Here is a 13,811-nt window from a genome sequence, read left to right as displayed (position 1 = left end):
CCCTCGATTGTCGCCAAATCGTAGACATATACGCCATAAAAGCACGAATTGTCCTCAGAATGAAGCCGTCCGATATGTATTGCGAAACGAAGTTGCTCACTCGATCTGGAGGAAGACATGTCAGGACTTCATCACGTCACCGCCATCGCCGGCGACCCCATCAGGAATTTCGGCTTTTACACGCGGGATCTCGGCCTGCGGTTCGTCAAGCGGACGGTCAATTTCGACGATCCCGCCACCTATCATTTCTATTACGGCGACGAGACCGGCCGGCCCGGCACGATCCTGACCTTCTTTCCCTGGCAGGGCGTTCCTCCCGGGCGACGGGGCGTTGGCGAGACCCACCAGACCGCGTTCCGCGTGCCGCAGCGCTCGTTGGGCTACTGGACGCAGCGCTTCCTCGAAAAGGGCATCCACTACGAAGCGCTGGAAAAGCGGTTCGGAGAATCTGTCCTGCCGTTCACGGATCCCGACGGCATGGCGCTCGCGCTCGTCGGTGTGCCCGGCGCCGAAGACGAGCCGGCCTGGAGCAACGGCGACGTTCCGGTCGAGCACGCAATCCGCGGCTTTCACGGCGTGACGCTGCTGCTCGACAATGCCGCCAAGACCGCGGCGGTCCTGACCGACGTGTTCGGCTTCAAGGAGACGGCCCGAGAGGGCTCCGTGATCCGCTACAAGGCGGCCGGTGACGTCAACGGCAGCGTCGTCGACATCTATGAGGCGAAGGGATTCCTGCGCGGCCACCAGGGCGGCGGTTCGGTGCATCACATCGCATTCCGCGCGGCCGACGATGCCGAGCAGGGCAAGATGGCGCAGAAGCTCGTCGAGAATCACGGATTGCACCCGACCGAACAGAAGGATCGCAACTACTTCCGCTCGATCTACTTCCGCGAGCCGGGTGGCGTGCTGTTCGAGATCGCAACGGATATCCCGGGCTTTGCCGTCGACGAGCCGGTGGAGACGCTGGGACGCGCACTGAAGCTGCCGGGCTTCCTCGAGTCGCATCGCAAGGAGATCGAGGGTGTCTTGCCGAAGCTGGAAGGAGCCGTGTCGTGACGGACACCCCCTCCTTCGCCTATCGCTTTGAGAAAGCCAGCAGGGCTGACGCGCCTCCGCTGCTGCTGTTGCACGGCACCGGCGGCGACGAGAACGACCTGCTGCAGTTCGGAGCCATGATATCGCCTGGCTCCGCCCTGCTCTCGCCGCGCGGCCGCGTCCTTGAACACGGCATGCCGCGTTTCTTCCGACGCCTGGCGGAGGGCGTGTTCGACGAGCAGGACGTACGCAAGCGCGCACTCGAGCTTGGCGCATTCGTCGAGGACGCGCGGCGACGCCACGGCATCGCGGCGCCGGTCGCGGTAGGATTTTCCAACGGCGCGAACATCGCCGCCGCGCTGCTGCTGATGAAGCCGGAGGTGCTCGCCGGCGCGGTGCTGCTTCGCGCCATGGTGCCGCTGTCGGATCCGCCCAAGGCAAGGCTCGACGGCAAGCCGGTGCTCATCCTCTCGGGGCAGTCGGACCCGATCGTTCCGCCCGGCAATGCGGCGAGACTATCGGCCATGCTCGCGGACGCAGGAGCCAAGGTGACGCTCAGGACCTTGCCGTCCGGTCACCAGCTGTCGCAGGCGGACGTCAATCTGGCCCGCGACTGGATCGCCAACGTCGAAACCCAGGTTGCCTAGCCTGATCAGGAGCCGGACTGTCATTACGACAGTTCGGCTCCATCTCGTTGGACATGCCCGTCAGCCGCCTGCCATCACCTCGACCACGCGCGCGGCGAACAACTCCTCCTGATCGAGCTCTCCTTCCAGCCGGTGCATGATGCTGTCGTGAATGCGCCCGCCATTGAAGAGCTCGAGGAGCTTGTTGCCGTCGAGGAGCAAGCGTGCGCTGAAGACGGAAAGGGGCCAGTTGGCCACCTGCAAGAAACGACGCGCACCGCATGCTTTGAGGTTGAGGTGAGGTGAAAGCTCGCCGCACTGGTGGGCTGGAAGGTCCTTCCGCAGGCCCACTACAAAAGTGGGTCAGCCTTGGTAGCGGGGGAGCGCTACATCGCGACACCCACTATTTCGGAAGCGCTGTTTTCCTTCCGAAGAGCAGCCTAATTCGTGAGGTGGTCTCCCGCTAGCTCGTCGAAGTCCGCCGTCCTTGCGCGATTGCTCGCCTCCCAGCAGATTCGATCCCTGATGCAACCATCTCGAGCTGCCATTTCAGGTGATCGCCCAGGCATGGCCAGTACTGCTCGCCATCCACCCCGCTACAGGTCCTCGATGCGGACACCGGAGAAGACGAAATAGAGATCGTCCGGAATTCTGCGTCCGACTCCTAGCAGCCTGAGATGCTCGCCAGTGCTCTTGGTCGCGGCGCCGATCCGACCTCGAGTTCACCGCAGCGAAACGGTTAGCCCGCCCAGATTTGCGGCAAATTCCAGCCCGGCTTTCGGCCCTTTGAGCGTGAGCAGAACACCGTGTTCATTTCGCATACTCACGCCGCCTACGCCGGCGGCCCATGCGCCGCCTCCCCCGACCAGCGTATAGCTGCCGGCGAAATCGTTGACCTCTCTGATGCCTGTGGCTGTGCCTTCCAGCCAGGTCACTGACGCCCCCGCGCTCACGCCGAGGCTGAAGCCGGACACGATGAACCGATAATGCCGCCCGCGGTAGACCAGCGTACCGCTTCCGCCACCGCCCCCCACGACGAGCGCCGCTTTCACGAACTTGACCTGGACGTGTCCGGTGGCCTGCGCGAAGCACGGCGCGACCAGCAGAACCATCGCGACAAGCGCCAGTATGACGGGACGGATGCCTCGCATCATTGCAGCCCCTCTTCGCTCAGGGATTTGTTGGGTCCACTTTCTTCCAGGTGTGATCCGGATCGAAAACAATCATACGCTTGGCGAGGAAATCAGTGCGTGGACCGAGATCCTTCTGATAGACGGTGCCTGCGTGGTTGACCAGAAAGGTCATGACGCCGGAATTGCCGTACTCGGCAGGCCAGGCGACCAGTGCAAATCCCCCGATCATCTTGCCCTTCACGACATAGTTGAGCGCGCCGCCCGGGGCGTCGGAGCCCTGCGCCTTCAGGATGCGATAGTAGTATCCGTGATAGGGCTCGGCCTGCTCGCCGACCTTGTAGCCTTCCGCCGCGGCCTGGGCCGCCAGTTCACCGAGCGGGCTCGGGTCCTTGTCGTCGCGCCAGAACAATCCGTCGGTCTTGCCCGGCCTGCTGACGATGCGCTGGGCATAGGTGCCCACCCCCTCGCCGCGATCCTTCTCGGCATATTCGTTCTGCGCGTCGACATAGGCGAGAGAGGTCTGGATCGCAGCAAGCTCGTTGCGGCCGATCCTGCGATAGAGGATTTCGCGACGTCCCGCGGCCGCGTCGAAACTCCAGCCGTCGGAGTTGTTGACGAGGGGAATTGGGAACGGGAAATCGTCCGGCCCCAGGATCAGGGTGGCATTCTTGTTGCCGTCGGCCTGGATCGAATGCCGGGCGTCGTAGGCCGACAGGAAGCGCTCTCGCGCATTGGCGTCGGCGACATCGTCGCCGGACTCGATGATGTCGGCAGCATCGCGGCCCAGCACCTTCAGCATGGCCCGGCTCGTACCGGTTTTGACGGCGGCTGCCAGCGCCGACGCCGCATCTTCCGGATTGGGGAAGCCCTGCTGGGCGCGAACCGGAGAAAGCAGCAAGGCGAATGCTGCCGCCGCCGTGATGCCGATCAAGGCCAGGCGATCCAATCGCAAGTACGAAGTGCCTGTCATCGTGAAGCCTCCGACGGGGATGGAATCTTTGCTCCAGTGGCAAGCCAGTCGTGATAGCTGCGGAATTTGAGCCCGAGCTTGTCGTAATAGACCCTGAGATAGCCGTCCGCGCCGCGTGTCACCGCCGCCGGCATGACACGCTCGACCTCCTGCGCCATCACCCCGACATAGGCTTTGCCGCTGCCGAGATAGCTGAAGCGGTAATAGCCGAGGCCGTTGGCGAGATACCCAAGCAGCTCGATATCGTGCTTGAGCGCGATGTCGGAACGCCGTCCGCCGCCGCCGCGGAATCCGCCACCGCCACCACCACCCCGAAAGCCGCCACCTCCGCCGCCGGCGAAGCCACCGCCTCCACGGCCTGCGAAGCTCGCGCCGCCGCCGCGCGGCATGCTGGCCATGCTTGATCGCCCGCGCGCCGATGCCGCCGCAGCTGCCCGTCCGGACGACACGTTCATGGCGCCGCCGCGATTCGCCGCCGCTGCGCGGTTCCCGGCGTTGCCGCGGTTGGCGGCCTTCGCGCGATCACCGCCGCCCTTGGCCTTGTTGCCGGCACCGGCGCGGTCGCCACCTTTGGCACGATCGCTCGCGCCGGCACGGTCGCCACCTCTGGCGCGGTCACCTCCACGATCTCCAGCGCGATCACCCGCACGGTCTCCGGCGCGATCGCCGCCGCGGTCTCCTGCCCGGTCTCCAGCCCTATCGCCCGCACCCGCGCGATCGCCGCCCGGATTGAGAACCTGCTGACCGTCGCGGCCGCGATAGTTCATCCGATCGCTGACGCCGGCCCGATTGCTGTTGCCGCCGAAGCGCTGCTGGACGTTGCTGTTGTTGTAGCGAACGCCCTGGCGATGCGCCGGATTGTGCTGCCAGCCATTCGCAATATTGTTGGTTCTGTTGAAATGATTCACATAGACGTTGCGATTGCCCCAGTTGCAGCCGCCGCCCCAATAATTGCCCCAGCGTCCGATCGCCCATCCGGCGCCGAAGGCAAGGCCTGCCGCGACCACACCGGCGCCGATATAGGACGGGTAGCCGAAATAATACGGCGGGTATGCAGCATAGGGCCAGGTACCGTAGACCGTGGCGGGATCGTAATAGGGGACGTAGACCGTGTTCGGATCGGTCTGCTCGATGACGATGACCTGCTTGTTCTCCTGGGTCTGGACGCTGACCTTCTGCTGCTTGGTCGTCACCAGCTTGTTGTTTGCCTGCGCCTTGCTGCGCAGCCGCTGGATCGCATCCATCACGTCGGCCTGTTGGGCCAGCACGGCATCGCCCAGATTCTTCGTCCAATCGATCTTGTCGCTCATCATCGCGAGCACATCGGCGGTGCTGGCGAGCGCCTTCACGCTGTCATCCCAGGCCTGCTTGTCGACCTCGGCCTTCAGCGCGTCGCCCTTCAGGCTCTTGCGCTCCTTCAGCCAGCGATCGGCCTGCACGACCTCCAGCGGATAGGTTGAAGCCGCAAGCACATTGGCGAGCAGCGAGTCCGGATAGAGCGCGATCGGCGCCACCAGGGCTTCCAGCTGCTCAGGCTTCAGCAACTGATCGGCCGGCTGCCCTGCTGGCGCGGCCGGCTGGCTGGCTTGGACCGGCGGCTTGTCGGCGGTTTGCGCGAATGCCGCAACTGATGTCACCGACACCAGCGCAACCGCAAGCAGGGTCTTGCCCCAACGGAACATGGCCACCTCCATCGACACGATGGGCGACAGCATCGGCCACGGCGACGTCCCCCCTTTGATCGAGATCAAGGAAAGCGATTGTCCGCTCAGCTTCCGACCTCGTCCTGCGGCTGCGACGCAAGGTGGGCGCGGCGGTCGTGGATCAGATTTTCGAGCCGGTGCGCCGCAACGTTCACGGCCGTGACGGCACGCTCGCTCCTGTCGTCCGCGGCCGGCTGGCTGCGCTGCGTCCGCAGCACCTGGTCGATTTCGCGCTCGATCTCTTCCAGCTCCGAGACGCGTTCGGCCGCCCGGATTCGAGGCCCCAGCGCATAGAGCGTATCGAGCGCCTCCCGGCGGCTCGGTGCCTCGACCGGCCGGAGTAATTTCCACGCCGCCGCAAGCACCGACGCCAGCCCGCCCGCGATCATCGGCGCCAGGAAGATCGCATTGCCCCACTGGTCGAGAAAGCTCTCCCGCGTCCCCTCATAGACCGCCGCCGCCCCGGGATGCACCGGCAGGTAGGCGCTCGCATCGGTGTCGGGCGTGGCGATCTGGGAAAGCCCCGGCAGCTCGGCAAGCAGGTCTCGCCGCGCGCTCATGATCGACTGCGTCAGGTCGCCGATCAGGTCATTCCCGAGCTTCTTCTGCGCCACCAGGTAGAACGACGTCTGCAGCGTCGTCAGGTCGTCGGAAGGAATCGGCGGCGAGCCGCGCAAGGTCCCCTTCGGCACATCGAAGCTCTCATAGGCGCGCTCCTTCTCCGCGATCGCGCCGGCGGATTCGATGGCGATCATCACCGGACCGGCTCGCGCGGTGTGCGGGAAGACATTGCGCAGCAGTGCAAGATATTTCTCGGTCAGGGGCATCACGAGCAGGATCGCGCGGACTTCCTTCGTGTCGAGCGCCCGGCGCGCGTCCGCGGGCGCAAGCGGCTTGAACGTCACGCCCGCCCGCGCCAGGTCGTACTCGTCGGTCAGCACCTTGATCAGCTTCTGATTGGCATCGGCGCCGATCACGCCGATGGTAGCGCGCTTCAGCTCCGCCAGATCGGATATCGCAGCTCCGGGCGGCGCGACCATCAGCACGGTGGCGTGCGCCAACACGATGACGGCCTGGGCCTGTGAGAGATCGCCGACATCGCCGCGTACGACCGCGAGGTCGACCTTTCCCGATGCGAAGGCGTTGGCGGACTCGAGCGGTCCGGGGGTCTGGATCAGGCTGAGCCGGACCGGCGCTTTCGACTGGGCGAGCTTTCCGGCGATCGCCGAGACCAGCCTGCCGGCCTCGCCATCCAGCGAGCCAACCGCGATCGTCAAGGTCGTCGGCCGCTCATACCAGCGATAGGCGAGCAAGCCGGCGCCTGCTGCGAGAAGAGCAATTCCCACCACCAGGGCGATGCGAAATGACCTCGGCAAGCTGCTCGGATCCACGGCGCGCTATCCGGGGTCAGCCGACAACGGTGTGACGGCGCTGGTCCAGCGCGGGCAACGGACGCCTCTAGATCCTGCAACGATGATAGTTGACCTCCATCCCCTCGATGCCCGGGAACTGGCGCGTAATGGTATCGTCGTCGACCGCCTTAAGGAAGAACTGCACATTGGATACCATGATTCCCGACGCGCAACCGACGATGATGTTGATGTTCTGGCCGTCATCCTTGCGCGATTTGATCTTGCAGTTCTCGAACTTGCCCCGGAGGCGATCGGGCTCGGCGATGAATCCACCGCCATAGACGCCCGAGAAATTCGTGAAGGTCAGCTGGTTCGCCCTGCCCTTGTGGGCGAACACTTTTCGGCACTGCTCGACGCTCGTGGCCCAGGCGCCGGTCAGGTCGAAGGCGCACGCGCAATCCGGCAATGCGACGATCGTGCCCGCCATCATGATCGCGCGAAGCTTGCGGTCTGGTTTCATATGCTGCCTCCCTGTTGCGCCTTCAGTGACCGCTGAACACCAGCGTCTGGATCGGCAGCAGCAGAGCCTGGATCCGCAGCAGCAAGGCATGAACCAGTGCGGTCGCGTCGACGGCGTGCAGGGCAAAGCCTTTCAACGCGCCGGTTTTCGGATCGGAGATCTCGTCATGATTGCTGGTGTAGGCATTGACGATGCAACTGCTGCCCGGTGTCACGCCGTCAAGGCCGCCCTTGTAGAGCGGCTCGAGGAACACAAGAATCGAACCCGGCTTTTGCAGGCTCTGCGGATCGATCAACAGCTCGCTGGCCCGAAACTGGCCGGCGGCGATGAAATCCTGCACGCTGGTGACAACCAGAGGAATGATCACCCAGGGTTTCGACATGCACGCGGCTTCCGCGACCATGCCGGGCTTCATCACCTGGGCCTCGATCTGCCCGAATCCCGCCTGCAACCTGTTGCGGCCCGCTTCGTCCGGTATCATGATTCCGGCCGGCCGCATGATCTGGGCCACGAGGTCCCCGGGGCGAACCGCGAATTGCTCGACACGGCCGTCGACGCCGGCACGGACGAACGTCTTGTCGAGATCCACTTGCGCCTGCGCGCGCGCGGCCTCGGCGCTCGCCTTCTCGGCCGGCAAAAGCGTGGAGACGCGTAGCGTCGCCGATTCCTTGACGGCATTGGCCGCGTCGACGCCGGATTGCCGCTGGTCAACCAGCACCTGCAGCTTTTCGATGTCGCGTTGCGGCACGATGCCCGGATTGCGACGCTGCAATTCGCTCTTCACTTCAAGCTCGTCCTTGGCCTGCTGCAAGGCTGCTTTCGCCTCCCCGATCTGCGCGTCCGCCTTGACGACATCGGCCTGCGCCGAGATCAGCGACGCGTCCACCTCGGCGACCTTTCGCCTGGCGGTCTCGAGCGCAGCCTCTTGCTTCGAACTATCGAGCCGGAACAGGACGTCGCCTTTCTTCACCGGCGCGGTGAAATCGACATTGACCTCGACGACGCGGCCGGAACCTTCGGGCAGGATCGGCACGGTCCTGAAGTAGATCGCCGCCGAGGTTGTCGCGGGATGGAAGTAGAAGATCATCGTGATCAGCGAGATCGTGAGCATCAGGCAGCCGGTGATCCCCCATCTCAGTTCGTACCAGACAGAGAAGAACGTGATCTCCTTGCCGAACCGCTTGCCTTGCCGATAGCGGCGGTAGAGGTAATCCGGCAGGATCGTCACCAGCGAGCAGATCATCAGCTCAAGCATGGTCGTGCACCTCCTGCTTCGCGGGCGTCCGCGCGTCGGGACTGGCGCCAGATGCGGCTTCGGCTTCCGGCTCGGCAGCGGGCGCGCCCGGCGTGGCATCAGCGATGCGCTCGACGGAGCCGGCAATGCTGCGTATCGGCGTGCCGAAATCCGGCAGATCGATGAGTGCCAGCAGCAGGCCGGCGATCCAGAAGATATGCATGTGGGTGAAAAGCGATATCAGGCCGAGGACGGCGACGAATTCAAACTGAAGCTTCTGGCTCTTGTGCGCCATGCGCTCCGGCAGGCTGTGCAGTTTCCAGTAGAGCGTGCCGACCCACAGGACGGTAGCGACGAGGAAGATGCCCATCACCACCATCAGGGTGTCCGACCCGTCGGCGCCGGGAATGAAAAACGGCAGGTGATGGGGGGCTGCCGGATGCATTTGTTCGTTCAAGCCACGTCTCCCAAGCTAAGTCTCCCGGTTGCAATATAACCGCAAGCAAATCTTGATCGACACTGCTGACCATCCTACCGCGCTTGCTTGATCTGGATCAAGGAAGCCGATCGGCTCGACCCTACCGTTCGGAGGCACGGTGGAAGATCGGGCTTAGGAGTCCCCAGCCATGCGCGACAAGATCGATGACCTGATCCCGAATGCGCACGAGATCCAGAAGCAGGCGGCGCTCAAGGAGGCGGAAAAGGCCGAGGAGCATGCCAAGCGCGCCGCCGCGATCGAAGCCGAGAAGCAAGCCTTGATCGAGCGGCTGAGCAAGCCCTCCGGGCTCAGCGAGGACGAGAAGGTCAAGCTGGCATCGACGGTGATTCAGCGCGCGGTGCGCAACGGCTTGACCGAAGTGCAGGTCTACCGCTTTCCCAACACGCTGTGCTCCGACAAGGGACGGGCCATCAATCAGATGGAAGCCGGCTGGGAAAAAACGCTGACGGGTATACCAAAGGAAATATACCAGCTCTGGGCGGACTACCTGCAACCGCGCGGCTACCGCATCCGTTACCAGGTCGTTGATTATCCTGGCGGCGTGCCCGGCGATATCGGCATCGTCATTGCCTGGGGGTGAATGGCTCGAACGATGGACAAGTATCCATGGCGAAAGACAAGTCCGCAGAGAAGATGAAGCGCAAGCAGTATGAGGAAGAGCTGCACAAGCTGCAGGTCCAGCTCTGCCATCTGCAGGAATGGGTGAAGGCGAACAATCTCAGGGTCATCATCCTGTTCGAGGGGCGCGATGCGGCCGGCAAGGGCGGGACGATCAAGGCCTTGACCGAGAAGGTGAGCCCGCGCGTGTTTCGCGTGGTTGCGTTGCCGGCACCATCCGATCGCGAGAAGTCCCAGCTCTTCATTCAACGCTACATGCAGCAGTTTCCGGCGGCCGGCGAAATCGTGATCTTCGATCGCAGCTGGTACAATCGCGCGGGCGTGGAATATGTGATGGGGTTCTGCACGCCGGCGGAGCACAAGCGGTTCCTCTCGCTCTGCCCGCAGATGGAGCAGTATATCATCGAGGGCGGCATCATCCTGATCAAGCTGTGGCTCGAGGTCGGGATGGACGAGCAGGAACGGCGCTTCAGGGCAAGGATCGACGATCCGCTGCGGCAGTGGAAGCTGAGTCCGATGGACACGGAGTCCTACCGCCGCTGGTACGACTATTCCCGCGCGCGCGACCTGATGTTCAAGGCGACGAGCTCGAAGCACGCGCCATGGAACGTGATCCGCTCCGACGACAAGCGGCGGGCGCGGCTGAACTGCATCTCGTTCCTGCTGAAGACAATTCCGCACGGACGGGTCAAGCGCGACAAGGTCAAGCTGCCCTCACGCTCCAACAAGGGTCGCTACAACGATCAGGCCGGTCTGCGCGGGATGAAGTTCGTCGAGGAGCGCTATTGAAAGGCCAGGCCGCGCAGGGCGCGGCCTGGGTCCATCGACCTATTTCAAGCGGATGGAAACGCCGCCCACGGCGGCCGAGACCTCGGCACCGACCTTCGGGCCGCTGAGCTGCAGGATCACACCATTGGCATTCTGCAGTTGGACGCCGCCGGCGCCCGCGGCGATCGCCCCGCCGGCGCCTGCGGCGCTGTAGGAGCCTTCGATCGAGGCGGGTCCCCTGAGGTTGATGGCGCGACCGACCAGCTTGGTGGTCGAGGCGCCGATCGTGAAGCCGACGCTCATGCCCGACACCGTGAACGGATAGTGCTTGCCGCGCAGGGTCAATACGCCCTCGCCGCCTCCGACACCAACGATGAAGCCACCCTTGGTGAAGATGACGGCGACCGAGCCGGTTTCAGCCAGCGACGGTGTGCTGAAGCCGGCCAATCCCATCACCAGTGCAGCAAGAGCTCCGATCAAACCTACTTTCCTCATAATGTCCCTCCAGGAACCGGTTGCGTTACGACCTGTTGCGCAAGGGTCATCGCCGCGAGAATGCGAAGGCGCCTTGCGGGATCTCTTACCCCTTATGATGCAGCCTTCAGCTTCGGCGCGGCCGCCCGCGGCTTGCCCATCCTCGCCAGCGCCTCGGTGGTCACGAGCTTCAGACCTTCGGCCGCGTCGTAGCCATGGATTTCCTTCACATCGAGCTTGCGCATGAAATCGATGGTCTCCTGCGTGATGACCTGGCCGGGGACCATGATCGGGAAGCCCGGCGGATAGGGGATCACGAAGTTGGCGGAGACGAGATCGGGCCCATTCTTCAGGCGCCGGTCGATCTCGGGATCGTTCAGGCGAATGTATTGGCATCCCGCCGCATCATAGGCTGAGTAGAATCCGCCGCGGATGTCGCCCTCGTTCGTCTTGGTGCCGGCATCGCCGCGATAGGCGTCGTGGAAATGCGAGAAGTTCGGCAGGTCGGGCACGTCCTTCATCAGGCTGTTGACCCGCGTGTCGAAATCGACCCTGGCGTTCGCTCCGCGCTTGGCCAGGCCGCGATCGATTTCGCCGGAGATTTCGGCCAGCACCCGGACCAGATGCGCGACGTCGCTCCGGGTGTTGTTGATGTTGGACTGGATCAGCACCGAGTTGCGCGAGGTCTTGTTGACCTGGATGTTGTAACGGCTGGCGAGCAGACCCTTGAATTGCGTTCCGTCGTACCCGGCCGTGCCGCAGACCAGCGTCATGCGGGTCGGGTCGAGGCAGAACTCGTCGTCGTTCAGGCTCTTCAGCGCGCTCGCCCAGTTGGTGCCATCAGCGAGATAGTCGGTGAACCCGCTCTGGCGATATTGCTTCGGCACCATCGCATCCGCACCCAGAACGTGGAAATACCGCGAAATCAGCGGATTGGTGTTGACCGCATTGCGGATCGCAAACGCGATCTCCATGGCGTTGGCCACCAGGCCGTAGCCCTCGAGCTCCATCTGCCGGCGCGAGACGTCGAGGCTTGCGATCAGCTGCTGGTTCGGACTGGTCGATGCGTGCGTGAACACGGCTTCCTTGAACTGCGCCTCGACGGTGTGGAACTCGATGTCCTTGACGGCCAGCATCGAGCCCTGCCGGATCGCCGACATCGACTTGTGCGTCGAGTTGGTCTGGTAGACGCGCAGCCGGATCTGGCGCGGATCGGGAATCAGCCTGGTCTTGAGCAGAGCTTCATCCGAGGGGTTCTTGCCGAGCTCGGCCTGTTGCTTCTCATAGGCCGTAACGGACTTCGGATCGCGCATCCAGGCTTCGATCTCGTTCGCCGCGCCCATCGCGGTCCGCCGCCTCAGGAACGGCGAGAACCGCGCAAAGCCGAACCAGGCCTCGTCCCAGAGGAAGATCAGGTCGGGCTTGATCGCGAGGCATTCCTCCATCACGCGCCGTGTGTTGTAGATGTGACCGTCGAAGGTGCAATTGGTCAGGTCGATCATCTTGACCCGCTCGAGCCGGCCGTCGGCCTTCGCGTTCAGAAGCGCCTGCTTGATCGTCTTCAGCGGCACCGCGCCGTACATCGAGTATTCGGTCATCGGAAATGCCTCGACGTAGAGCGGCTGCGCACCCGCCAGCACCATGCCGTAGTGGTGCGACTTGTGGCAGTTGCGGTCGACGATCGCGATGTCGCCGGGACCGAGCAGCGCCTGCACCGCCATCTTGTTCGACGTCGAGGTGCCGTTGGTGACAAAGAAGACGCGATCGGCGCCGAGCGCGCGCGCGGCCTTCTCCTGCGCCTTCTTGATGTTGCCGGTCGGCTCCAGCATGCTGTCGAGACCGCCGGTGGTGGCGCTGCTCTCGGCAAGGAACAGGTTCAGCCCGTAGAACTCGCCCATGTCGCGGATCCAGTCGGACTTGAACACCGACTTGCCCCGCGCGATCGGCAGCGCATGGAAGGTCCCGATTGGCCGCTGCGCGTATTTCTTCAGATTGTCGAAAAACGGCGTATCGAAGCGATCCTGCACGCCTTCCAGAATTGAAAGGTGCAATTCGAGGATATCTTCGACCGAGTAGAACACCCGCCGCACCACATCGGCCTCGGGATTGCCGGCGATAGCTTCCACGTCGCGGTTCGACATCAGGTAGATGTCGAGCTCCGGACGAACCCGTTTCAGGATGTGAGCCAGGCCCAACGCAGACGCGTCGGACTCGTGGCTGAGCCCCATCGCGGTCATCATGGATCGCAGCACCGGCGCATCATGACGCGAACGCAGCGCAAAGCCCTCATTGATCACCACCGCCGCGATGTTGGGATTCAGCATTGCCGCGCAGAAGGCGTCCTCGAGACTGCCCACTACCACGGGCTCGTAGATGAAGGCGTCGACCGGACGCCGCAGCCTGCGCCATTCCGCCAGGAGCCCCGGCCAGTTGCTGGCCGGCACTCCGGTCACGATCAGGGTCTCGAAATAGGGGCGCCGCGCGGCCGAATGTCCGAGCGTTGGCGGGAGCAAATCGGGAACGTCGCCATTGCCGTCATCCTGCGTGCTCCAGTCACCGGCATCCTGACGGAAGGATTTCGTCTGAAGTGCCTGCGCGATCCGCGCCGCAAGCATGTGCGAGGCCGCGGCGTCGCCCGCCGCCGCCGCTTCCTTCAGCGCTGTCATCAAACGCAGGCCCGGATAGCCGTGAAACTCCTCGGTGACCGCCAGCGCCGACAGCGCCGCGTCATACGGCGCACGGTCGCCGCCACCGCTCCACAGTTTTGCTGCCTCGACCAGATCGCGCCAATTGTCGGCGCGCCCGCCGGGTCCGGAGAAGAACTGGTCGATGCGCTGCTGTGCCGGCTTCGCGTCGTTGGCCATCGATATCTCCCGATT

General features: G+C 63.9%; 14 protein-coding genes. 4 read left to right on the top strand and 10 right to left on the bottom strand.

Annotated features, from left to right (window positions below):
* Positions 1–117 precede the first annotated feature (117 nt).
* Positions 118–1,056, top strand: coding sequence for a ring-cleaving dioxygenase (locus tag XH92_RS09135; protein WP_194458914.1), 939 nt, complete (start codon positions 118–120; stop codon positions 1,054–1,056).
* Positions 1,053–1,682 carry an alpha/beta hydrolase gene (locus XH92_RS09130; protein WP_194458913.1) on the top strand — a complete coding sequence of 210 codons (630 nt, stop codon included), beginning with the start codon at positions 1,053–1,055 and terminating at the stop codon, positions 1,680–1,682. Before XH92_RS09135 ends, XH92_RS09130 begins: the two co-directional genes overlap by 4 nt.
* A 60-nt stretch (positions 1,683–1,742) precedes the next feature.
* Here the strand turns inward: XH92_RS09130 and XH92_RS09125 are convergent, their stop codons facing one another.
* The 8 genes from XH92_RS09125 to XH92_RS09090 all read right to left on the bottom strand — a co-directional run bounded on the left by XH92_RS09125 (position 1,743) and on the right by XH92_RS09090 (position 9,030).
* The gene (locus tag XH92_RS09125; protein WP_194458912.1) at positions 1,743–1,925 is read right to left on the bottom strand and encodes a hypothetical protein; all 183 of its coding nucleotides are present in this window, start codon (positions 1,923–1,925) and stop codon (positions 1,743–1,745) included.
* 458 nt (positions 1,926–2,383) lie between these two features.
* On the bottom strand, positions 2,384–2,815 hold the full coding sequence (locus XH92_RS09120; protein WP_246788351.1) for a hypothetical protein: 432 nt from the start codon (positions 2,813–2,815) through the stop codon (positions 2,384–2,386).
* Positions 2,816–2,831: 16 nt separating this feature from the next.
* The gene (locus XH92_RS09115) at positions 2,832–3,764 is read right to left on the bottom strand and encodes a DUF2950 domain-containing protein (RefSeq protein ID WP_194458911.1); all 933 of its coding nucleotides are present in this window, start codon (positions 3,762–3,764) and stop codon (positions 2,832–2,834) included.
* Positions 3,761–5,446 (bottom strand): DUF3300 domain-containing protein, encoded by a 1,686-nt coding sequence (locus XH92_RS09110; protein ID WP_194458910.1) that lies wholly within the window; start codon positions 5,444–5,446, stop codon positions 3,761–3,763. The genes XH92_RS09115 and XH92_RS09110 overlap by 4 nt, the downstream gene beginning before the upstream one ends.
* A gap of 86 nt (positions 5,447–5,532) precedes the next feature.
* Positions 5,533–6,843 carry a TAXI family TRAP transporter solute-binding subunit gene (locus XH92_RS09105; RefSeq protein ID WP_194458909.1) on the bottom strand — a complete coding sequence of 437 codons (1,311 nt, stop codon included), beginning with the start codon at positions 6,841–6,843 and terminating at the stop codon, positions 5,533–5,535.
* A gap of 82 nt (positions 6,844–6,925) precedes the next feature.
* A complete protein-coding gene (locus XH92_RS09100; RefSeq protein WP_246788350.1) occupies positions 6,926–7,339 on the bottom strand; it encodes a hypothetical protein in 414 nt (137 codons plus the stop codon).
* A 22-nt stretch (positions 7,340–7,361) separates the two neighbouring features.
* Entirely contained in the window at positions 7,362–8,594 is a 1,233-nt protein-coding gene (locus tag XH92_RS09095) for an HlyD family secretion protein (RefSeq protein ID WP_194458908.1), read from the bottom strand.
* Positions 8,587–9,030, bottom strand: coding sequence for a hypothetical protein (locus tag XH92_RS09090; RefSeq protein ID WP_246788349.1), 444 nt, complete (start codon positions 9,028–9,030; stop codon positions 8,587–8,589). Before XH92_RS09090 ends, XH92_RS09095 begins: the two co-directional genes overlap by 8 nt.
* A gap of 169 nt (positions 9,031–9,199) precedes the next feature.
* Here XH92_RS09090 and XH92_RS09085 point away from each other — a divergent pair, with 169 nt between their 5' ends.
* Positions 9,200–9,652 (top strand): hypothetical protein, encoded by a 453-nt coding sequence (locus tag XH92_RS09085; RefSeq protein WP_194458907.1) that lies wholly within the window; start codon positions 9,200–9,202, stop codon positions 9,650–9,652.
* A 26-nt stretch (positions 9,653–9,678) separates the two neighbouring features.
* On the top strand, positions 9,679–10,479 hold the full coding sequence (gene ppk2, locus XH92_RS09080; protein ID WP_194458906.1) for a polyphosphate kinase 2: 801 nt from the start codon (positions 9,679–9,681) through the stop codon (positions 10,477–10,479).
* A 39-nt stretch (positions 10,480–10,518) separates the two neighbouring features.
* Here the strand turns inward: ppk2 and XH92_RS09075 are convergent, their stop codons facing one another.
* Positions 10,519–10,953, bottom strand: a complete 435-nt coding sequence (locus XH92_RS09075) for a hypothetical protein (protein WP_194458905.1) — start codon at positions 10,951–10,953, stop codon at positions 10,519–10,521.
* Positions 10,954–11,045: 92 nt separating this feature from the next.
* Complete coding sequence (locus XH92_RS09070) at positions 11,046–13,796, bottom strand: decarboxylase (protein ID WP_194458904.1); 2,751 nt, start codon at positions 13,794–13,796, stop codon at positions 11,046–11,048.
* Positions 13,797–13,811 lie beyond the last annotated feature (15 nt).

Source organism: Bradyrhizobium sp. CCBAU 53421 (genome assembly GCF_015291625.1).
Lineage (GTDB): Bacteria > Pseudomonadota > Alphaproteobacteria > Rhizobiales > Xanthobacteraceae > Bradyrhizobium.
This window is presented reverse-complemented; position numbering and strand designations above follow the sequence as displayed.

What these genes read in the sequence shown, in the direction of transcription:
- XH92_RS09135 (WP_194458914.1), top strand. Translation starts at nt 118, where the DNA reads ATGTCAGGACTTCATCACGTCACCGCCATCGCCGGCGACCCCATCAGG.
- XH92_RS09120 (WP_246788351.1), bottom strand. Translation starts at nt 2,815, where the DNA reads ATGATGCGAGGCATCCGTCCCGTCATACTGGCGCTTGTCGCGATGGTT.
- XH92_RS09115 (WP_194458911.1), bottom strand. Translation starts at nt 3,764, where the DNA reads ATGACAGGCACTTCGTACTTGCGATTGGATCGCCTGGCCTTGATCGGC.
- XH92_RS09110 (WP_194458910.1), bottom strand. Translation starts at nt 5,446, where the DNA reads ATGTTCCGTTGGGGCAAGACCCTGCTTGCGGTTGCGCTGGTGTCGGTG.
- XH92_RS09100 (WP_246788350.1), bottom strand. Translation starts at nt 7,339, where the DNA reads ATGAAACCAGACCGCAAGCTTCGCGCGATCATGATGGCGGGCACGATC.
- XH92_RS09095 (WP_194458908.1), bottom strand. Translation starts at nt 8,594, where the DNA reads ATGCTTGAGCTGATGATCTGCTCGCTGGTGACGATCCTGCCGGATTAC.
- XH92_RS09085 (WP_194458907.1), top strand. Translation starts at nt 9,200, where the DNA reads ATGCGCGACAAGATCGATGACCTGATCCCGAATGCGCACGAGATCCAG.
- ppk2 (WP_194458906.1), top strand. Translation starts at nt 9,679, where the DNA reads ATGGCGAAAGACAAGTCCGCAGAGAAGATGAAGCGCAAGCAGTATGAG.
- XH92_RS09075 (WP_194458905.1), bottom strand. Translation starts at nt 10,953, where the DNA reads ATGAGGAAAGTAGGTTTGATCGGAGCTCTTGCTGCACTGGTGATGGGA.
- XH92_RS09070 (WP_194458904.1), bottom strand. Translation starts at nt 13,796, where the DNA reads ATGGCCAACGACGCGAAGCCGGCACAGCAGCGCATCGACCAGTTCTTC.